The sequence below is a fragment of the Komagataeibacter intermedius TF2 genome, from assembly GCF_000964425.1.
Classification (GTDB): domain Bacteria; phylum Pseudomonadota; class Alphaproteobacteria; order Acetobacterales; family Acetobacteraceae; genus Komagataeibacter; species Komagataeibacter intermedius.
The window spans coordinates 17010-38033 of sequence record NZ_BANF01000041.1 but is presented as its reverse complement, the minus strand read 5'-3'; the positions used below and the strand labels follow the sequence as shown (position 1 = coordinate 38033).

At 57.1% G+C, this 21024-nt stretch carries 20 protein-coding genes and 1 pseudogene; 14 read left to right on the top strand and 7 right to left on the bottom strand.

Annotated features, from left to right (window positions below):
- Window positions 1-44: 44 nt before the first annotated feature.
- The 6 genes from B7449_RS08205 to B7449_RS08180 are packed head-to-tail and all read left to right on the top strand — an operon-like array spanning window position 45 to window position 5881.
- Window positions 45-920: a branched-chain amino acid ABC transporter permease gene (locus tag B7449_RS08205; protein WP_039735331.1), complete on the top strand. Its 876-nt coding sequence runs from the start codon at window positions 45-47 to the stop codon at window positions 918-920.
- Window positions 824-1756, top strand: coding sequence for a branched-chain amino acid ABC transporter permease (locus tag B7449_RS08200; protein WP_307150521.1), 933 nt, complete (start codon window positions 824-826; stop codon window positions 1754-1756). Before B7449_RS08205 ends, B7449_RS08200 begins: the two co-directional genes overlap by 97 nt.
- Window positions 1753-2526: an ABC transporter ATP-binding protein gene (locus tag B7449_RS08195; protein WP_048883553.1), complete on the top strand. Its 774-nt coding sequence runs from the start codon at window positions 1753-1755 to the stop codon at window positions 2524-2526. Before B7449_RS08200 ends, B7449_RS08195 begins: the two co-directional genes overlap by 4 nt.
- Window positions 2523-3242: an ABC transporter ATP-binding protein gene (locus tag B7449_RS08190; RefSeq protein ID WP_039735328.1), complete on the top strand. Its 720-nt coding sequence runs from the start codon at window positions 2523-2525 to the stop codon at window positions 3240-3242. The genes B7449_RS08195 and B7449_RS08190 overlap by 4 nt, the downstream gene beginning before the upstream one ends.
- A complete protein-coding gene (locus tag B7449_RS08185; protein WP_158003686.1) occupies window positions 3160-4455 on the top strand; it encodes an ABC transporter substrate-binding protein in 1296 nt (431 codons plus the stop codon). The genes B7449_RS08190 and B7449_RS08185 overlap by 83 nt, the downstream gene beginning before the upstream one ends.
- A gap of 43 nt (window positions 4456-4498) precedes the next feature.
- On the top strand, window positions 4499-5881 hold the full coding sequence (locus tag B7449_RS08180) for an amidase (protein ID WP_039735347.1): 1383 nt from the start codon (window positions 4499-4501) through the stop codon (window positions 5879-5881).
- 429 nt (window positions 5882-6310) lie between these two features.
- Here B7449_RS08180 and B7449_RS08175 read toward each other — a convergent pair whose 3' ends face one another.
- Window positions 6311-6706, bottom strand: a complete 396-nt coding sequence (locus B7449_RS08175; protein WP_039735326.1) for a nuclear transport factor 2 family protein — start codon at window positions 6704-6706, stop codon at window positions 6311-6313.
- A gap of 93 nt (window positions 6707-6799) precedes the next feature.
- Between B7449_RS08175 and B7449_RS08170 the strand changes: the two genes are divergently transcribed.
- Window positions 6800-7612 (top strand): AraC family transcriptional regulator, encoded by an 813-nt coding sequence (locus tag B7449_RS08170; protein WP_082084804.1) that lies wholly within the window; start codon window positions 6800-6802, stop codon window positions 7610-7612.
- 181 nt (window positions 7613-7793) lie between these two features.
- Here the strand turns inward: B7449_RS08170 and B7449_RS08165 are convergent, their stop codons facing one another.
- A complete protein-coding gene (locus B7449_RS08165; protein ID WP_199858368.1) occupies window positions 7794-8759 on the bottom strand; it encodes a LysR substrate-binding domain-containing protein in 966 nt (321 codons plus the stop codon).
- A gap of 98 nt (window positions 8760-8857) precedes the next feature.
- Here B7449_RS08165 and B7449_RS08160 point away from each other — a divergent pair, with 98 nt between their 5' ends.
- Window positions 8858-10204 carry a D-serine ammonia-lyase gene (locus B7449_RS08160; RefSeq protein WP_048883552.1) on the top strand — a complete coding sequence of 449 codons (1347 nt, stop codon included), beginning with the start codon at window positions 8858-8860 and terminating at the stop codon, window positions 10202-10204.
- 307 nt (window positions 10205-10511) lie between these two features.
- Here the strand turns inward: B7449_RS08160 and B7449_RS08155 are convergent.
- Window positions 10512-10804, bottom strand: a pseudogene (locus B7449_RS08155) (IS5/IS1182 family transposase); the annotation flags it as partial.
- 53 nt (window positions 10805-10857) lie between these two features.
- Window positions 10858-11709 (bottom strand): aliphatic sulfonate ABC transporter substrate-binding protein, encoded by an 852-nt coding sequence (locus B7449_RS08150; protein ID WP_242407790.1) that lies wholly within the window; start codon window positions 11707-11709, stop codon window positions 10858-10860.
- 43 nt (window positions 11710-11752) lie between these two features.
- Here B7449_RS08150 and B7449_RS22065 point away from each other — a divergent pair, with 43 nt between their 5' ends.
- The 5 genes from B7449_RS22065 (at window position 11753) to B7449_RS08130 (ending at window position 17249) form a co-directional block, all read left to right on the top strand.
- Window positions 11753-11917: a hypothetical protein gene (locus B7449_RS22065; protein WP_199858373.1), complete on the top strand. Its 165-nt coding sequence runs from the start codon at window positions 11753-11755 to the stop codon at window positions 11915-11917.
- A gap of 43 nt (window positions 11918-11960) precedes the next feature.
- Complete coding sequence (locus tag B7449_RS08145; protein WP_082084803.1) at window positions 11961-12827, top strand: ABC transporter permease; 867 nt, start codon at window positions 11961-11963, stop codon at window positions 12825-12827.
- Entirely contained in the window at window positions 12824-13561 is a 738-nt protein-coding gene (locus tag B7449_RS08140) for an ABC transporter ATP-binding protein (protein ID WP_048883551.1), read from the top strand. Before B7449_RS08145 ends, B7449_RS08140 begins: the two co-directional genes overlap by 4 nt.
- Before the next feature lie 324 nt (window positions 13562-13885).
- The gene (locus tag B7449_RS08135) at window positions 13886-15013 is read left to right on the top strand and encodes an LLM class flavin-dependent oxidoreductase (protein WP_039735324.1); all 1128 of its coding nucleotides are present in this window, start codon (window positions 13886-13888) and stop codon (window positions 15011-15013) included.
- 46 nt (window positions 15014-15059) lie between these two features.
- Window positions 15060-17249: a TonB-dependent siderophore receptor gene (locus B7449_RS08130; RefSeq protein WP_039735323.1), complete on the top strand. Its 2190-nt coding sequence runs from the start codon at window positions 15060-15062 to the stop codon at window positions 17247-17249.
- Window positions 17250-17476: 227 nt separating this feature from the next.
- Here the strand turns inward: B7449_RS08130 and B7449_RS08125 are convergent, their stop codons facing one another.
- The 3 genes from B7449_RS08125 to B7449_RS08115 form a co-directional block, all read right to left on the bottom strand.
- Entirely contained in the window at window positions 17477-18040 is a 564-nt protein-coding gene (locus B7449_RS08125) for a flavin reductase (protein ID WP_141654797.1), read from the bottom strand.
- The gene (locus tag B7449_RS08120; RefSeq protein WP_039735321.1) at window positions 18030-18728 is read right to left on the bottom strand and encodes a peroxiredoxin-like family protein; all 699 of its coding nucleotides are present in this window, start codon (window positions 18726-18728) and stop codon (window positions 18030-18032) included. The genes B7449_RS08125 and B7449_RS08120 overlap by 11 nt, the downstream gene beginning before the upstream one ends.
- Before the next feature lie 98 nt (window positions 18729-18826).
- Window positions 18827-19720: a LysR substrate-binding domain-containing protein gene (locus tag B7449_RS08115; RefSeq protein WP_048883550.1), complete on the bottom strand. Its 894-nt coding sequence runs from the start codon at window positions 19718-19720 to the stop codon at window positions 18827-18829.
- Window positions 19721-19865: 145 nt separating this feature from the next.
- Between B7449_RS08115 and B7449_RS08110 the strand changes: the two genes are divergently transcribed.
- Entirely contained in the window at window positions 19866-20954 is a 1089-nt protein-coding gene (locus B7449_RS08110; RefSeq protein WP_039735319.1) for an LLM class flavin-dependent oxidoreductase, read from the top strand.
- The last annotated feature ends 70 nt before the right edge of the window (window positions 20955-21024 follow it).

The following is a 21024-nucleotide window of genomic DNA, read 5'->3' as shown; positions in this document are numbered from 1 at the left end:
CGGGATGAATGCTGCCATAATGGAATACTGCATGGGAAACATGAATGATGTTGATGCAGCAGATCGTGAATGGTGCTCTGTTGGGTGCGGTCTACATGCTTGTTGCGCTGTCTTTTACAATAATGATTGGCGTACTCAATTTTCTGAACTTCTCCCTGCCGGGACTGTTCGCTCTGGGGGGCATGCTGACATGGATATGCCTGCATGCGGGGTGGGGGCCTGTATGGGCAATGGTCCTGGCACCGGCAGCTGTTGTCGCGGTTGCGCTTGTAACGGAATGGCTGGTTTACTGGCCTTCTCGCCTGCGTGACCCGACGCTGCCGCTGGTTAGTTCGCTTGCCTTTCTGGTCCTGATTGAAAATCTTCTTGTTGCCATCTGCGGTTCCGACCAGCAGGCGCTCCCACCTGTCGTGACCGGCCTGAACATTCATGTGTCCGGTCTGGTCATAAGCGGAATACAGGTGGGCAGCCTGCTGCTGTCCATCGGGGTTGTCATCTGGCTTTCATGGTTCCTGCGTGCGACCGGTATGGGGCGACAGATACGCTGCATGGCGGAAAATACCGAGACAGCCCTGCTGCTTGGTTTCAATATCGTGCGTCTGGTCAGGATGCTGTTCATTATCAGTGCTCTGCTATCCGCTGTGGCTGGCATCCTGTTTGCCTGTAATTACCAGCAGGTTTCGCCCTTCATGGGCGAGGAAGTCGGCTTCAAGGGGCTGGCTGCCATGATTATTGGTGGCGTAGGTAGTATCTGGGGAGCCGTTCTCGGGGGTATGCTGCTGGGAATGGTCGAGGTTGCTACCATTTCCTGTGCTGGGGCGGAATGTGTCAATATTGTTGTTTACGGCATTCTCCTTCTTCTTCTTGTCATGCGACCAGCGGGACTTCTTGGTTGTGCCCCACAACAGGAAAAATTGTGATGAGTGGATACTTTTCGGGCCTTCTCATAATATTCTGCTTTAACCTGATCGGGGCCAGTGCGGCATATCTATCATTACTTGCAGGCCAACTAACGCTGGCAACAGCGGCCTTCATGGGGGTCGGGGCTTATGCTACGGCCTATATGTGCAATACATGGAACCTGCCTGTTGCTGCCGATATACTTGCAGGTGGCCTGGCTGCAACCGCGCTGGGTGCATTGGCGTCGTTTCTGACGCTAAGGGTTCGTGGTATCTATTTTGCCCTAAGTACCTTTGCGCTGGGTGAAATCATCCCGGCCGTCTTTCTTGATATGGATAGCGTGGGTGGGGCATCCGGTTACCCCCTGCCTGCCTATATATCACCCGCCGTTGTCTATGCGGCCAGTGCGGCTGTACTGGCCGTGATCGTGTATCTGGGCTGCACGCGTTTTACATTATACCTGACAGCCATCCGTACGGATCCACTGGTCACCAGCCTTATGGGCGTGCCAACCCGTGGGTTGAGCATTGTGGCCTTTATCATGGGGGCCGCAATTGCAGGTCTCGGGGGCGGACTGTATGCGGCTTCCTACAGTTTTGTCGAGGCGCAGCATTTCAGTATCATGCTAAGCATATACTACGTTTTGATGGTACTACTGGGCGGGATCGAAACGCCATTCGCCCCTGTTATCGGTGCTGCAGCATTTACATTCCTGCCTGAAATCTTCAGGGCTTCGGAGCAGTGGCGGTATGCGATCTTTGCCGCCGTGCTAATTGCATGCATGCGTCTGCGCCCTGATGGGGTACTGACGGCGCATCTTCTGTCACGGCTTACCCGCAGGGGGGCACAATCATGACGATGGCGCTTGTTCTTGATAACATTACCAAATCATTCCACCAGAACAGGGTTGTCGACAACCTTGACCTGACTGTGCACCAAGGACAGGCGATTGCCCTGATTGGCCCCAATGGGGCGGGCAAGACAACGGTATTCAATCTGATCAGTGGTATTTATCCATTGGATCAGGGCAGAATTTACATTGATGGAACAGATGTAACCAATATTTCGTCTGGCCGCCGTATTCGCGCAGGCGTCGCGCGTAGCTTCCAGAATGTAAGGCTTATGCCATATCTCAGTGTTATGGATAACCTGTTGCTGGGGCAGCATCTACAGGCATCCGGTGTGGGCACATTGCTGGCGCCTTTCCGGCTCATGCCCCATAACCGGTGGCGTGAGGCTGCACGTGAGGCGCTGGAAACCTATGACCTGACCGGAATGGAAAACAAACCGGTGGGTGCGCTGCCGTATGGCATCCGCAAGCGCGTAGACCTTGTGCGTGCGACACTGACGGGCGCGCGCCTGCTTTTACTTGATGAACCTGCGGCCGGACTGAACCCCAGCGAGACGAATGCGCTGCGTCAGCATCTGGACCGCATGCGCATCGATGGCATGACCCTGGTGGTTATCGAGCATGACATGGGTTTTATCGAACGTGCCTGTGATCATGTGGTGGTCCTGAACTTTGGCGCGAAAATTGCCGAGGGCACATTGGCGCAGGTGCAACGCAATCCCCTTGTCCAGCAGGCCTATATCGGCACCACGGCGCAGCAGGAGGTGATGGCATGACCCTGCTTGATGTTTCCGGTCTGTGTGTACGTTACGGGCGTATCGAAGCATTGCATGATGTTGGCCTGCAGGTCAGGGAAGGGGAAATCGCCACTGTTCTGGGCGCTAATGGTGCGGGCAAGAGTACGTTGCTGCGTACGGTACTGGGTGCTGTCCGGCCGGACGCAGGCGAAATTACTTTTGCGCAGCAGGCGATAACTACACTTTCCATCATGCAGCGGGTCGCATGTGGCATAGTGCTCGTGCCGGAAGGGCGCCGGATCGCCATCTCCATGACCATAGAGGAAAACCTCCTGCTCGGCGCGCATCGCCGCAGTGACAGGCAGGTCGTTCGTATGGAAATCGATAACCTGTATGATCGCTTTCCAAATCTTGCTGCCCGCAGGCATGGTCTTGCGGCAGGGTTGTCCGGTGGTGAGCAGCAGATGCTGGCGATTGGCCGGGCCATGCTGGCCCGGCCGCGCCTGCTGATGCTTGATGAGCCATCACTTGGTCTTTCACCATTATTCGTGCAACGCCTGTTTGATCTGATTGTGGAGATCAATCGTAACGGGACGACCATCCTTCTGGTGGAACAGAATACCGCGCAGGCGCTACGTGTTGCCACGTGCGCCACCGTATTGGAACTTGGCCGTGTCGTCATGTCAGGCGATGCAGCCACACTTACGAACCATCCTTATCTTCAGGCCGCCTATCTGGGGCATGGTCAGACATAGACCTGCGCAAGAAATGCCTGTCAATCTGACCTGGAAGGAAAACAGAATGAAAGCATTAACACTGACCTGTGCCGTCATGTTTGGCTGCATGCCTCTGGCTGCCCATGGGGCAGATGACCTGACCCTAGGCTTTTTGACAGCTCATAGCGGGCCATTTGCCAGCCTGTCCCGCACGAATGGGATTGCAGTTGACATGGCGGTGGAACAAATAAACGCCAGTGGCGGCGTAAATGGCCATAATCTGCGGGTTATTACCTTTGATACGGCGGGCGATGCCCGGCAGGCTGCATTGGGCGTGCGGCAACTGGCACAGGATAACCAGGCGCTTGCCGTGATCGGCCCTTTTTCCTCCAGCGAGGTCAGGACCGCCTTCCCGACAGGTGAGCGGCTGGGCATAGCAGAAATGGCGATTGCGTCCTCGGCTCCCGGACTGGCAAAAAGCTACAGCTTTGCATTCCGCAACACGACAGATGAAGGTATCGTGGTCGATCAGGTCATGGCGGCACTCAGGACTGCCCATCTGCCTATGGCAACAGGCGCCGTGGCTTATGCAACGGATGATGTTGTTTCCAAGACAATGGGTACGACCGTTCTGCCGCAGGTGTTTCATAAATACGGTGTGGAGATGAAAGGCTCGATTGATTTCCAGCTCGCGGCCTTTGACCTTTCATCGCAGGTTTCGCAATTAAAGGAGATGCATCCCGATCTGCTGGCGCTGGGTACGCCGCCCGAAGTCGCCATCAACCTTGCACGTGAAATGAAGCGGCAGGGCGTAGATGCACGTATTGTTGGCGGCACTACCGTTGCAGACCCGGAACTGCCCGCGCGCCTGCAGGGGAATGGGGAAAACCTGACAATTGGCACGACTTTTTATGCCCAGCATGACGAACGGACCCGGTCTTTTGCCCAGGAATTTTCCAGCAGGGCCCATGCGGTCGGTATGACCCGCACGGTTCCCAACCAGATGGATGCCGTCGCGTATGATATTGTCTACCTGTATGCACAGGCCATGAAGCAGGGCCGGTTGACGGGCGATAAAGCACACCTGGCGGAAGAAAGAACCGCTATGCGTGATGCATTGGCCAAGATCTCTGATTTTCCGGCTCTTGAGGGAAATATCACGATCAATGCCGAGCACGATGCCATAAAACCCGTTTATGTGCTCGAAATTTATGATGGGGCATGGAAACTTCTGCCCGCAGGCACGCCGTAACATTCAGTATATTCATTATTGATGGATGACGGGGTTGGATTACATGAATACTGTTATTGATTTTCTTCATGCCGGACGGCAGCTTGAAACGGGTGAGATATCAAGCCGGGAACTGGTTGAAAGATGCCTGGAACGCATTGCGGATCCGGCGGGCGAGGGAGCCCGTACCTTCATGCAATGCCATGCTGGCGCGGCAAGGCGGGCCGCCGATGAAACAGACCGGCTGCGGCAGGCCGGACGGACGCTGCCGCTTTTTGCCGGGATTCCTTTTTCTGTAAAGGACCTGTTTGATGAAGCCGGTTCGGTCACGCAGGCCGGATCTACCGTATTGGCCGATGCGCCTGCGGCTCGGTCTGATGCGCCTGCCATATTGCGACTCAAACAGTCTGGCATGATCAGTATCGGTCGCACCACCATGACAGAATTCGCGTTTTCCGGCGTCGGCATAAATCCCCATTTCGATACGCCAGCCAATCCGTGGCAACGTGAGCGCAGGCATGTGCCCGGCGGTTCATCTTCGGGTGCTGCCATTTCCGTCAGTGATGGTATGGCCTGCATTGGCATAGGAAGTGATACGGGAGGATCATGCCGTATTCCCGCAGCCCTGACCGGAATGGTTGGTTATAAACCTACAGCGCGTCGTATTCCGACCACGCATATCATACCATTATCGACAACACTGGATTCGATAGGATCCATAGCGGGCAGTGTGGCGGGATGCTGGGCCGCTGATCGGGTCATGGCAGGTCATGATATTTCGATGTCGCAACTTCCAGATGGTAGGCAGGACCGGCAACTCACACTGGGTATCATGCAGGAAGAATATGTTATGCGGGGGGCAGATAGTACGGTCATTTCCATTTGGGAGAAAACCTTGCGTCGACTGGGAAAGGCTGGCGTACAACTGGTGGACTGCTTTTTCCCGGATCTGGACCGCCTGCCCGGGATCAATGCAAAGGGTGGTTTCCCCGCGCCAGAATCCCTTGCCTGGCACCAGCATCTGATTGCCGCGAAAAAAGAGCAGTATGACCTGTTCGTACTTCGCCGTATTTTGCGCGGGCTTGAGCAGAGTGCAGTTGATTACATTGAACTGATACAGCAACGCCAGCAGATGATTGATCGTGCTGACGTCATGCTGAATGAGTATGACGCCATTATCCTGCCTACTGTTCCGATTGTGGCACCCCGTATGGACGATCTTGATGATGATGACGTGTATGCGAATACTAATCTGCTTCTTTTGCGGAACGCGACGATTGTAAATTTTCTGGATCGATGTGCCATCAGTCTGCCCTGCCATGACGAAGGGGAAGCCCCTGTAGGATTGATGATTGTGGGAAAACGGATGCACGATGATGCACTGTTCCAGATCGCCGCGCAGATTGAAGGCCTGCTCAGGGCTGGACAGAATGGGGCTGCGGCATAGATCCTTTCCATTCGGATAACTGATTGCCCGGACAGGGGGAGCGTAAGTGAACCGGTTTCCTGCACGGCCGGGAACGGTCGTGGTATCCTGCTGCAGTCGTAAAACAGGCTGGCATAAACCGTCTTTTGATAACGCTCCCATTCACAGGGCGGAAGGCGCTCTGGCGGCTGGATCGCGGGGGTGAATGATGGTCAAGGGGAGCAGACAGTCATGAGGCGTACGGTTTTGCGACCACTGGGGACAACTCGTCCTGCAATATAAGCCGTACACATCGCTCCCTGCATTTTATGACCCAGCGCAGCCAGAAACGGCTTGAGTCATCCTTCCGGATCCGAGTCCAAATTTTCTGCCAAATTCAGGATAGACCCCTTTGAAGGCGGACACTCTACATCTGAAAAAAGAACATCTACTCGTCTTGACTGGGTTCTCTCATTGTAGCGCCCCAAGCATCCGATCGCTTCCACTCCCTTCGAGAACGTGCGTCAGTTCATCCACAAGGCAGATGCGCCCTTTTCGAAACTGATAAAAGGCAACGACCTTGATCAGACTTTGCTCGCCGGAACGATGTGTTGCACGGGCCATGTGAACGGTGGCTGCTTTATCGTCTTCACATACGACATGCTGAATATCTATTTCCAATGCAGCAAGAGTGTTGCGTAAGGCGTGTGTGTGGGCCTGGAAGTCGCCCAACGTCATTTCACGTCCATCGACAAACTGTCGATAGTCCGGCGTCATGAAATCAAGCAGCCTATCCGGAGTTGAACCAAAATCCGTGAATGTGGCGAACATTTCCCGGATGATCTGCTCGTGATGTATGGAAGACATGGAACCCCTTATAATCTTGTGGATTGAGTGGACCAGAAGATTTTAAAGGAAATACTTTTGGCATTCTGCCGATAGTCGGCCATAATTCGACTCATGCACGCCAAACCGTTTTGCTTTTTATCAGAAGATACTGCTCCGTCATGTGGCGCTCCCTGGCTATCTGGAAGTCCCGTAAGACAGACGAACCGCCGCACCACTGAGCTGCATGTTCACGGAAGAGGACAGATATTCGTCGTGGAAAGTGGTGTTATGGCCGTGACGATCCAAAATTCTTACTGGCTGATCGGGCCGGGACAGCTTCTCTGGCTGCCTTCTGGCTGTGTTCATGAGGCGCGATCCCATGGTGCTATCGCAGGCTGGAGTCTGTATATTACTGCTGGGAGATGTTCTTCAGTTGCACACAAGCCTTTTCTGGCGGACTGCACGCGATTACTGATGGCTCAGGTTGAACGTCTGTCGCAAAATGCCAAAGGGGCAGCATGGCAGGACAGCTTTACAAGGCTGGCCGAAAGCTTCTGGGACGAATTCCTGTCCATTCCGCGTCATTCTGTTTCACTGCCTTTTCCCGAAGATGCCCGGCTAAAGCGGGTCGCAGAAGCCCTGAGCGCCACTCCCGCGGATCCGCGAGGGCAGCAGGAGTGGGCGGATATGGCAGGAATGTCTTTGCGGTCGTTCATTCGGCATTTTACCGCCGATACGGGAATGCAGTTTTCAGTCTGGCGGCAGCGCCTGCGTATTCTTAATGCGCAGGAGAGGCTGGCGCGACGTGAGCGTGTGACCGATGTCGCCGCCGCAGTCGGTTACGAAAGTCTGGGCGCGTTTGCTGCGGCCTTTAGAAAAAGCACCGGATATAGCCCCAGCGCCTATGTACAACGCTGCCGGGTTGGAACAACTGACCCAATGTGAGCATGATCTGGTAAACTTCGTCATTGATGGGCATTCAGTAGGCGGACTACTACAGGCGTATATCAGTCATTTGGTAATTTATTTTTAAATACTTTTATGTGGGTAGTGTTTTCCTACGGTGTCAGCACTTTTTTGATCTTGTCTTACGCGCACTGGTACCCCTGCCGGGCGGGCAGGTCAATCATCTGTTTTTCAATGAACGGCTTTCTGTTGGCATGGATTTTAACATGTTGTCTCGCTGTCGCCGGAAATGGGCACATTCAGTTTTTAACCAATGCGTGAAAACACTTACTCTTCTGTCTGCCGCATCACGGCAGATCAGGACATAACGCGCGCTTGCAGGTATCGCCTTGCCAAATGGGAAAACAAGTCTTCCAGAAAGAATGTCGTCATACACCAGGGCCATTCTACCCATTGCCATACCCTGATTTTTCAGGGCAGATCCCAGCGCGAGACTGGACAGGTTAAACTGTGATCCGCCAATCGTGCATTTGTAATCGTCCGTATTTTCTTCTATCCAGTCATTCCATTCACAATATTCAGGGGCGCCCGTCCACGGTTCGTTATCGTGCAGAAGGTGGACATTTCTTATTTCCAGTGGCTGTGCTTTTTCTGCAAATGATGGTGTCGATACAGGAATAATAAACTCATCAAGCAGGTCTTCCGCCGCCACATCATTGTATTTTTTGGGATCATAACGAATGGCGATATCAATACGGCCGCGTGCAAGTTCCTCGCAATCCAGATCCTGAAACTCCGCAACAAGTCGAACCGGGACATGGGGATGCTGTGCGTTAAAATCTGCAAGACGGGGCGTCAGCCAATGCAGGGCAAACGAAGGCGAGCAACTTATCTGCAGAGGCGCATCGGGTGTCTGTAGTTCTTCAAGAATAGCCTCGGTATCCGAGAACACACGTGTCATGACTTTGTGCAATGCCTCCCCTTTTCCTGTTAATGTCAGGGTGCGCGCGGAGCGTATGAACAATCTGAGTCCAAGATGCTGTTCAAGCAACCTGATCTGTTGACTGACCGCTCCCTGGGTTACGCACAGATCGGCGGCTGCCTTCGTAAAGGATAGCTTCGTTGCGACGACATGAAAGCTGCGAAGCGCTCCCAGAACTGATGTTGAGGGCAGAGGCATATCCATTAGCTCCACTAATGCATCAATTAGAATATATCGTTTCCACGTAATGCCACGACGCGCTACACATCGCCGCCAGAACCGCATCATTCAGGCCGCGTGAAATGACGAATAGCAAAGATTATAGCCATATTATAGATTGCTTGCGCACGAAAAAGCGTTGTCTCTGGCTGAACGAGTGCCTGCTTCCCGACTGCCACCCTGACCAGTCCATATTAGCTGGAATTGCTGATGCTGGCGCGCGCTTCAGGCGGTGTGAACCGCTTCTGGCAGCGCTCTTCAACGAGTTGGGTCCGACAGATGGTCGCATTGAATCTCCCCTGACCGAGGTAGGGAAACTGGCTGCATGTTCGCCTGTAACCGCACCAGGCGCGTGGTTCATCAAACGTGACGACCTGCTTCCGGTCGCAGGTTCGATCAAGGCGCGGGGTGGATTTCATGAGGTTCTCGCCTATGCCGAAAAACTCGCGCTTGATCATGGCATCATCAATCCCGCCTCTGACAGGCGTTCTCTGGCAGGAGAGGCGGCCAGAGAACTTTTTTCCGCACATAAGATCCTTGTAGGCAGCACTGGAAATCTGGGCCTTGCAATCGGTACCCTGTCGGCTGCCCTTGGGTTCAGATCGGAAGTCCATATGTCTGCCGATGCCAGGCAATGGAAAAAAGATCGTCTTCTGGCGCGGGGCGTGGCTGTCGTTGAACATCAGGGGGACTATTCCACCGCAGTTGCGACAGCGCGTTCGCTCATGAAGGAGTCCGACTACTTTGTCGACGATGAAGCATCCGCCCTTTTGTTTTACGGCTATGCAACCGCAGCGCTGGAACTGAAAATGCAATTGCATGCGGCCGGTCGCAAGGTGAATAGCCAGACGCCGTTGCTGGTTTATCTACCATGCGGGGTAGGCGGTGCACCTGGGGGGATTACGGTCGGGCTGAAAGCGATTTTTGGCCCAGACGTGCACTGCTTTTTTGCCGAACCGGTTGCGTCACCTTGTATGCTGCTCCAGTTATGTTCTGGACAAACGGGGCCAGTTTCCGTTTCGGAAATCGGACTGGATAACAAAACGGAAGCCGATGGACTTGCTGTCGGACAGGCGTCGTTGCTTGTCGCGCGTCACATTCAGGACATGCTGGCAGGTGTATTTACGGTTTCCGATGACGAATTATATGAAAATATGGCCCTTGTAGAAAAATATCTGGGATTTTTACTGGAGCCATCTGCAGCGGCCGGACTGCGCGGACCAATGTGGCTTAATGAAACCGAAGCAGGGCGGGAATATCTGAAGACACATCAGATCGTTCCAGATCACGCGACACATGTTATCTGGGCAACAGGGGGTTCTCTTGTTCCGGAGCTCCAGCGCATTCATTACAGGGATATGGCTGAGATGAAGCTAAGGGCGTTAGAAAGAAAAGAGATGCGTCCCTCATCCTTCAGTCTGGTCGGCTGACTTTTTTGACTCTGGACAGCATGTCTGTTCGACGGCCCTCCCCATCGAACGGGCAACATGCCATGGGCATTTCCAAAAGAAACTGACACGGTAGTCATCGTTCTTGCCCTTACTGCTCATATCTTTCATGACAATCAGACTGAGGCTGGAAATCTTAAGATTGTGCGGCCCATTACCGGTTTTTCTTGACGTAGGGAGTGGGAGCGGCCAGCGGTGAAGGCATGGATACCATCAGCCTCCAGCCGGGCGCAGGCTTCATCCAGCTTCGCTTTCAGCGTTTCGCGCGCCAGAAGCAGGACCTGTGTCAATGTAGGTTCGCCGCCATGAAGCGTATGCCGATATCACGATATGTCGCCCGCTTGATCCGGCGTGACAAAAAAATCCTGTTTGCATAGCTGAAGATCAGAAGTGCGCGCATCAGGCGCGGATGATACCGCGCCTTGCCACCCGTGTGCACCGGCACGGAAAATACATTCATCGGAACCCGCTCAACGGCGGCAACAACGAAATGCGCCATATTGTCAGCCGGAAGTCACGACTTCAGATCAGGCGGCAGAAGATATGGCTGAGGCCGGTCTTAAACGGGATGAAGCTGCTCATCACGTCACCTTATAACCTCGCCGCTTCACAGGGTACCCCAACCCGACAGGCTGCTAGGGCGCTTCACCGTTCAGATCGAATGCGTTTTCGAACGACGTCGTGGGATGGACAAGCCCTGCCTGCTTATAAGTATCGAGCGTCACCTGTTCCGCCCTGATGACATCCCGTGACACGGGAACCGGCGCTGCGATCAGTTTTTCCGCCACGGCATTCGCTACGTCCTGTGGCATTCCCGTCTGGTGCGCAAGGATCCGGGCGTACTGGTCCTGATGCGTCATGCCCCATTCATAGGCTGCCGTAACGCGCCTGTAGAAATCCTCGATCTGCGTGCGCTTGGTGGCAAGTGCCGCATCGCTGGCCACGAACACGCTGTTGTTGGGCATAAGCCCCGCTGCATCGACAACGATATGGCCGTGATGCCCCACGACTTCCAGCGACACATAGGGTTCCCATGTTGACCACGCATCGACGCGGCCCGTATCCAGCGCCGCCTTGGCCTGTGCGGGCAGCAGGAATACGATCTGTGGCGCAGGGGGCGGAATGGCGCCGGTGGCCAGCAGGCGCAGCAGAAGCAGATGGCCGATTGAACCGCGTCCGGTTGCAATGCGCTTGCCGGACAGTTGCGCAGGCGTCGTAATGGGTGAATCCTGGGCGACGACAATCGCCGTCGCCTTGCCGGCACCACGCGGGGGAATGATGTACGCCGCCTTGATCGGGACACCTGCGCCCCACGCGAATATGAACGGTCCGTCCCCTGCAATTCCGGTATCAACGGCACCGGCGGCCAGAGCCTGCAGCAGGGGCGCGGCAGCTTCGAAATCCACCCATTTGATGGAATAGGGCAGGTTCGCCGATGCCCCCGATGCGTCCATCAGCGCCCTCTGCTGGCCCTTCTGGTCAGCCACGATCAGTTCATCAGCGGCACGTCCTCTGGCCGGGAACAGGAAAATGGCTGTCAGCAGCGCCAGCGCTGCTACAGGCCAGACGGAACGGTGGGATGGGATTCTGCGCGTCATCATGCCGCAAGACAGAGCATGCCTGCGGATGGAAGACAATCAAATCACGTTAAATAATGATATGAAATTAATTTACCTGACTTTGTTTGGAAAATAAGGGACAACCAGATAGCACGAGTCTGACAACGGAGCCTGATCTCATGTCCGGAACTGTCTTCTGGTCCCCCACGAATTCCCTGACGGACACACCGGCGGCGGAACCGGCCATTAATCCACGATGGAAAGTTGTAAAACAACGCCTCCGTCCGCTGGTGCGGTACGTGTCTGCTGTGCTGTTCGTGGTCCTGTGGCAGGTTGCCTGCACGACGGGGCTGATTTCGACCAGGCTTGTCGCATCCCCGTTCCAGATTGCATCGACAGGCTGGTCACTGATGCGCGACGGCACGCTTCCCGCCAATCTGGGTATTTCCCTCCTCCGTGCTGTCTCGGGTCTTGTTCTGGCGCTGGCTGCCGGTATCACGCTGGCGCTGGTGTCCGGGCTGTCACGCATGGGCGAGGACATTGTGGATGCCCCGATACAGATATTGCGGACGCTCCCGGTTCTGGCGCTTGCGCCGCTTTTCATTCTCTGGTTCGGGATCGGGGAAACGCCGAAGGTCCTGCTTATTGCGCTGGGTTCGATGTTTCCGATCTACCTCAACCTGCATAAGGGGATCCGCTCGATTGATCCCAAGCTGGTCGAAATGGCCCGGACATTGCGGCTGACACGCCTGCAGACCATCCGTGACGTCATCCTGCCCGGTGCGTTACCGGATCTGGTGGTCGGTATCCGTTTTTCCGTCGGGATATCATGGCTGCTGCTGGTGGTGGCCGAACAGGTGAACGCCGATAGCGGTATCGGGCATATGATGATGGATGCACAGGACTTCCTGCGCACGGATATCATCCTTGTTGGCCTTGTCATTTACGGATTTTTTGGCCTTGTTTCGGATCAGGCTGTCCGTTTTCTGGAAAGCCGTGTGATTGCCTGGCGACCGGCGCGGCAGAATCAGGGTGGTGCAGCATGAACGCCATCCCGCAGGCATCCGTGCGGACACCCGTGACCGGACCGGCTGTCAGCGTCCGTGACCTGACACGACGTTTCGGCAATGGCCCTGCTGTCCTCGACCGTCTCAGCCTGGATATTGCCCCCGGTGAATTCATTGCCCTTCTGGGGCGCAGCGGTTCGGGCAAATCGACACTGCTGCGTACGCTGGCCGGGCTGGATGCCGTAACGCAGGGCAGTGTCATGCGTCCTGCGGAGACATCGGTCGTGTTTCAGGAAAGCCGTCTCCTTCCGTGGAAAAAGGTCTGGCAGAATGTTGTTCTGGGGCAGGCAGGGGCCACGCGCGACCATGCGGTGGCCGCGCTGGAGGAAGTCGGGCTTGGCCACCGTCCGGATGCGTGGCCACTGACCCTTTCGGGTGGCGAATCCCAGCGTGCCGCGCTGGCGCGTGCGCTGGTGCGTGAACCGCGTTTCCTTATGCTGGATGAACCTTTCGCAGCGCTCGACGCCCTGACACGCCTGCGCATGCAGGATCTTGTGCATGGGCTGTGGCAACGTCACGGAAGTGCCGTGTTGCTGGTGACCCACGATGTGGACGAAGCACTGCTGCTGGCCAACCGGGTGGTGGTTCTTGATGCAGGTCGCATCCGCATGGAACTGCCTGTTCCGCTTTCCTATCCGCGCCGCCATGCCGATCCACGTTTCGAGGACCTGCGCACGCGGCTGCTGCGCACGCTGGGTGTCGGGGACAACTGACCGACCGTTCCGGTTGTCTCCGGGTATGCCGGAGACGGGAACCCGGTTGTGACGGACTGCTTTCATAACCGGCCGGTCGAAACATGTTCTGCATGACGTGCGTGTGTCAGACGGGTGCATGCGGGCACCTGCAGGCGCTGCCTGCCCATAATCCGCGTTGTGGTGGGCACGCGCGGATCGCATCCGTCCATATTGTGCCATTCCGACACCGTGACCGATTGCCATCATTAACAAATATCACATCATTCATGATGATTACTGACGTGATTTCACTGTGTATAATGATGAAAATAACAACCAACGACAAACAGTGGTTGTATAGAAATGCCCATAGAATTCATCGGATATGTCAGCGCACGCGAACAGACGGAAATCCTTGATCCCACAGGACCGTCGGTGGATGCGGCCTATATCGCCGCGACGGCCCTGCTGCATGAACGCGCGGGCTTTGATCGTGCCCTGATCGCGTTTCATTCCACGTCCCCCGAAAGCCTGCAGATCGCGCAGCATGCCGCATCCGTGACATCGCGGCTTGGCCTGCTTGTAGCCCACCGTCCGGGTTTTACGGCGCCTACCTTGGCCGCCCGGCAGTTCGCGACGCTGGACAACCTTACGGGCGGGCGTGTGGCCATGCATGTCATCACTGGTGGCAATGACAGGGAACTGCAGGCCGATGGCGACAACCTGACCAAGGCCGAACGCTATGCCCGGACGGCCGAATACCTGCAGATCATCCGGCGGGAATGGGAAGGGGGCGCGCCGTTCGATCATGACGGACGCTTCTATCGTATCCGGGGGGCGCATTCCTCGGTCCTGCCACGAAACAGGGGCAGCATTCCCATCTATTTCGGCGGTGCGTCCGAAGACGCACTCGCCGTCGCCGGGCAGTATGCGGATGGCTATGCATTATGGGGTGAACCGCTGCGCGGGGCCGAGGAACTCGTCAACCGTGTGCGCGCCGCCGCCCGTGCGCATGGACGGACGCTGAGGTTCTCGATTTCCTTCCGCCCCATCATTGCCGATACCGAAGGGCAGGCATGGGAACGCGCCGCGGAAATCGAAGCCCGGCTCCGTGCACGGCAGGCGGAAGACGGCGATGCGACAGGGATCGCGCTTGATCGTGCGGGACAGCGCCCAACAGACGGCACGCTTCCGACCAATGAAGGGTCACGCCGCCTGCAGGCCATCGCCGCACAAGGGGCGCGGCACGACGAACGTCTGTGGACTGGCGTTGCGCAGGCAACCGGAGGGCGCTGGAATTCGACTTCCCTTGTCGGCACGCCCGATCAGGTGGCGGAAAGCCTGCTGCGGTACTATCGCCTCGGCATCGAGACCTTTCTGATCCGTGGGTTCGATCCATTGTCCGATGCCATTCTGTACGGACGTGAACTGATCCCGCGCGTCAGGGCGCTGGTGGAAAAGGAGGACGGATGTCGGCGTCTTGTGGGCTGACATCTTTTCTCCACAACACCGCTGCTTTACTAGGAATTACCGTGTGATGACCCGTTTCGGGCTGCGCGCCCTTCTTCTCGTCTCCCTTCCCGGCCTGTCGGCGCATGCCGCCACGACTGGCACGGACCAGACATCCCATCCCCATCATGACGCGGTGCATCCGCGCACGCCTGCGGCTGGAACACAGGCCACCACGACTGCGAAAAAAACGTCGTCACCGACAAGGGGAGGCGTCGAATTCCTTCACGTGCAGGGAACGCGTCATGCGCCCCGCCTCGCCCGGCATGTCCCGCTGGGCGCGTTCGGGAACCGGTCCGAATTTGATACGCCGTTTTCCGTAAGTACTGTGTCGGCCGCGCGCATTTCGGAAATGCAGGCCACGGACATCAACGACGTCATGCGATACGAACCCGGCGTGCAGGCCAATTCCAACGGGGCCTCGACAGCGTCGGGATCAAGCGTGCGCGTGCGGGGGCTGAACCTTGACTGGACCAACGGCTACAAGATCGACGGACTTGCCATTCCGTTCTGGTATATCGACCTGCCGGTCGCCAATTTTGATGCGATCCAGGTCGTTAAGGGGGCATCTGCCTTCATGTATGGCTTCGGCTCGCCCGGTGGCGTGCTGGACTATCGTCTCAAGGCCCCTGTGAGCGAGCGGAAACTGTCTGTTGAAGCCGGATACCGTTCGGATGCGGTCTTCCGCCAGATGGTGGATGCCGGCGGCGCGCTGGATAAGGCCCACCGGATTGAAACACGCCTTGTCTTCGCCAGCGAGGTTGGCAATCAGTACAATGACAGCTTCGTGCGCAACCTTTCAATGTCCTTTACCACGCGCGTGCGCCTGACAGACACGTTGCATTGGCGGTTCAACAGTTTTTACCTCAATACGCTTCAGAAGGGCATGGTGAATACGGTGGCTGTCGCCTCGGGCGTGGGCGCCGTGACCCCGATCAGTGGACGGGCGGCCCTTGGCGCCGCGGGATCGTGGAAAACAAACGACCTGAAACGGTTCAGTACCGGGTTTGACTGGGATTTCGCCCCCAACTGGACCGCAAGCCTGACCTATGGCTACACCCATCTGGACGAACGCTTCCCGTCAAACCAGCTGACATTCACCAGCGCGGATGGCGATTATTACAGCCAGCCCTTCCAGCAGACCCGTGTGCTGACCTATCACCAGGTCGATGCCATGACACAGGGCCATTTCCGCACCGGCCCGCTGCGTCATGACGTGATCGCCGGTATTACATGGCTGCGTCAGATGTTCGACGCGGATGCCGCTTCTGGCACGACGTCAGCCATTGAATACGGGAATATTTATTCCAGCCGGCCTGTCCTGACAAACGCGTCGGACTATAACCCCCGGCTGTACCGTTATATCGATTATCAGCAGGTCGCCCCGTTCTGGAGCGATACCATGAGCTATGGCCGCTGGTCCCTGATGGCGGGCGCGCGGTACACGGATTATCTGGAAAACGATTACGCCAGTTCGGGCCAGCGCACGGCAGCACACCGCAATAACCCGGTTACGCCGCTTGTTTCGCTCAGTTACAAGGTCACCCCGGAAATCAATACCTATTTCAGCTGGGTTCAGGCGATGCAGTCCGGCGGGCAGGCGGGGCCGACCAATGTGAATTACATGCAGGTGTTCGGGCCGATCCGCAGCAATGAATATGAACTGGGCGTCAAGGTGCAGAAGAAGCGGTACAGTGGAACGCTGGCTGTTTTTCGCATGGATACTGGTGCGGCCTATACCAATGCACAGAATTATTATGTTCAGGATGGCATGTCGCGCTATCAGGGCGTGGAAGCCGCCGCGTCCTGGCTGGTGGTGTCAAACCTGAACGTTAATGCCAGCCTCGCCTATCTTGACGCGCGGTATGTGAAGGCAGCGCCAGGCTATGCCGGACATCGTCTTGAAGCGGTTGCCCCGTTTCAGGCGGCCCTTAATGCCGATTACCGGTTCATGGCAATCCGGGGACTGAGTGTGAATGCAGGGTTCAATTTTGTTTCCGGAAGCTGGCTTGATGCTGCCAATACTGTTCGGCTGCCATCCTATATTGTTGGAAATGTGGGCGCGTCCTATACGACCCGTGTGGGCGAACATCAGATGGTGTTTCGCGCGGCCGTCGAAAACATTGGCAATGTCCGTTACTGGCTCAGCCGTGGGAACCTGAATATCTTCCCCGGTGCGCCCCGGACGGTCACGTTCAGTGCCCGCTTTGACCTGTAATCATACCAGGGGATGATGTCTGGCGCGGCACCTGCGGCCCGGTTTCCACAAAGCGACGGCAGGGCGGTTCGGCCCTGCCGTTTTGCGTATGTGTCCCGCGCTGGCGTCTGGATGCGGTTTGAAAAGCCTGTCTGAAAAACATCCAGTAATCATAAGGACGTTTCCGGGGACGCTTTTTTCAGGAAAGGCAACACCCGGAAACTGTTCGTGTTGTTATCAATGATGGTCTACCGGCCGACCAGCCGGTCGTAGCGCGCATCACCTGCGGATGGTAGGCTGTGAAACCGTCTGCCGAACCATGCAAGCCCCGTTTCACCCGCAGGATGGATATGGATGGCTTTTACCGCACAGAACATGACATCATGACTGCCTGACATATGGACTGTCGAAATGGTGCAGTCGAATGTTGCCAGTGCATCAACCAGCAGCGGCGCACCGGTGACATCGGCATGCCATGCGCCCATGGCGAACTTCTCATCCGCGCTGCGTGTGCTGCTGGCAAACGTGCCGGCAATATCCTCATGCCCCTGTGACAGCAGGCTTATGCCGATCACGCCATTCCGCACGAACGCTTCATGTGAACGATTGGCACGGTTCAGGCAGACAAGAACCGTGGGGGGTGTATCGCTGACACTGGTCATGGCGGAAACGGTCAGGCCCTGGCGCCCGGCGGGGCCGCTGGTGGTCACGATGGTCACCGGTGCGCCCAGCCTGCTCATGGCATCACGGAACAGCGTTGTCGTGACGGCGGGTTGCAGCCGCGCGGTGTCAGGCATCGTATCAGGCTGCATGCGGGTGGACCTTTGCCGGAATATCCAGGGCCTTCAGGATCACGGGCGTTTCGGTGCGGTCCATCCAGTCGGGGGAGATATCGACAAACCGCACCACGCGGCCGGAGCCGATGACAATGATCGCGGGTTTGGGCAGTTCCCAGTCATCCGTGCCGTTAAGGGCATGACTGGTGCCGCCCTTGGCCTGCGCCGCTTCGCGGGACGCATCATCATAGACATAGGTAATGCCCAGCGTACGGGAAAGCGACAGGGCAGGATCCGTTACAATCGGGAAGGGCAGGTCATGGCGGGTCGCAATATCGCCCAGCAGCACTGCTGGCTGCGGTGAAATCGCGACAAGGGGAATATGCGCGGCCGCAAGCGCCGGCCACAGCGTATCGCGGTAATGGGGCAGGGCAATGTTGCAGGCCGGGCATCCCGCGAAACGGAAGAAGACCAGCACGGCCGGTCCATCCGTCACCAGGTCATCCAGGGACACCTGCGTGCCATCGGTGGCGGTCAGTGTCGTGGCGGGCAGGACATCGCCCACATGGACATGGGGCGTGCGACCGTGTTCCGTCACCAGCGTCGTGCGCTGGTTGATATTGATGGCCAGCGCCTGTGGCGGCCACGTACGCCTGCGTTCATCCTCCACTTCCCTGAAACGGGCACGGAGCGAGGGGGCAGAAGGTGTCTGGTCAGAGCTCATATCCGGGTTTCCTGAAACAATGATTGGAAACCGGAGCTATGAACCAGGTACATCACGCACGACAAAGGAGTTTCCCTCAACCGAGGTTTTGAAATTTCTTATTTATTCCCTGCGGCTTCGGCCAGAAGGTCCCCAAGGTCATGCGCCACGTCGGAAGCATCGTTGCGACGGACAAGCATGGTTTCGATTTCCGGCACGTCCGGCAGGGCGCTGGCGGGCAGCACCGGCAGGTCTTCCGCCGCAGCAAAACGCCGGGTGCGGCAGCTTATGCCCAGCCCCCCGCGCACACCGGCCCGTAGCGCAGGCAGGTTGGGTGTTTCAAGCATGATACGGTAATCACGTCCCGCCTGCCCCAGCGTGCGTAACGCGGCATCGCGGAAGCGGCAGGGAGGTTCCAGCAGCACAAGGGGGACTTCCTCGTACTCGGTATTGGCCGGATCGCCCAGCCACACCATCTGGTCGTGGCCAACAATGTCCCACGACGCGCCGGGGCGGTCGCCATGCTGGCCAAGGCACAGCACCAGGTCGAGGCGGGAACGGTCGAACAGGTCCAGAAGTTCGATCGAGCCGCCGACACGCACGATCAGGCGCGCGCGCGGATGTTCCAGCCGGAAGCGGCCCAGCACGTCAGGCAGGATGGTATCCGCAAAATCCTGTACCATGCCCACGGTAATCGGTTCGGGATCGGTCTGCTGCCCAAGATTCTGCATGATCCGGTCATTCAGGGCCAGAAGCTGGCGGGCATAGGTGACCAGTTCCTCCCCCGTGGCCGTCAGCAGCAGCCTGCGTCCGTCGCGGCGGAACAGCTTCTGCTGGAGCATGTCTTCCAGCCGCTTCATCTGCAGGCTCAGTGCGGACTGTGTCAGGAAGATCGTTTCAGTTGCCTGCGCCATGGATCCGGCTTCGACAATGGCGACAAACGACCGCAGCAGTTCCGTTGGCACATTCCTGGCCATCCGCTGGGGCAGGCGGGAGGGAAGGGGGTGAGACACGGCGCCGTACTCCGTTGGCGAGAGGTTACATATTAACGAATGAAAATCGTCATATGATTATTTTAACATTGTATTTTATATCATGGCGACCGTAAATGACATCCAATCACGTAACATAATAGTTTAATAAGAGGATGTGTCGGAAATGCCTGTTGAATTCATCGGCTACATCGGCAGCCGCAACCAGTCGGAAACCATTCCTCCCGCAGGGCCCGTCGTTGACCTCAACCACGTGGAAACAGCGGCGAAGATTCACGAAAACGGTGGGTTTGACCGCACGCTCATCGCGTTTCATTCCAATTCCCCCGAAAGCATCCTGCTGGCCCAGCATGCGGCGGCAGTCACGCGGGATCTCGGGGTGCTGATCGCCCATCGTCCGGGTTTCAACGCGCCAACCATTGCGGCGCGTCAGTTCGCCACGCTCGACCATCTGACGCGCGGGCGGGTGGCGGTGCATGTCATTACCGGCGGCAGCGATGTCGAACTGCAGGCGGATGGGGATCACCTGACCAAGGCCGAGCGTTACGCCCGCACCAGCGAATATCTTGATATCGTCCGGGCGGAATGGGACAGCCATACGCCATTTGATTACAGCGGCCGGTTCTATGACGTGCGTGGCGCCGGTTCGCTGGTGCACCCGTACCGGGAAGGCGGCATCCCGGTTTATTTTGGTGGTTCCTCGGCCGAAGCGATTGCCGTGGCGGGCCGACATGCCGATGTGTACGCCCTGTGGGGTGAAACCTATGAACAGGTCAGCGAGACCGTGCAGCGTGTGCGCGCATCTGCCGCCCGGCATGGCCGTGCGCCGCGCTTTTCACTCTCGCTGCGTCCCATTGTGGCGGACACGGAAGAGGCGGCATGGGCAAAGGCGGACCATATTCTGGAAACGGCGCGCGCCCTGCAGGCACGGACCGGTTATGTGCGGGCCGCTGAAATTCCCAATGAAGGGTCGCGCCGCCTTCTGGCTGCCGCGGCACAGGGAAGCCGACTGGACAAGCGACTGTGGACGGGCATTGCGGCGCTGACCGGGGCGCGCGGCAATTCGACATCGCTGGTCGGCACGCCTGACCAGGTCGCCGAAGCCCTGCTGGATTATTACCGGCTTGGCATCAGCACGTTCCTGATCCGCGGCTTTGACCCGCTGCTTGATGCCTATGAATACGGGCGTGACCTGATCCCGCGTGTCCGTGCCCTGATCGCGGCGGAGGATGGACAGGTAACGGCTGCGGCCTGATGGACGGCCCGGCACCCGTCCGGGCGGTTATTTCAGTTTCCAGACCGGAACCCGATTGACTGGATTGAAT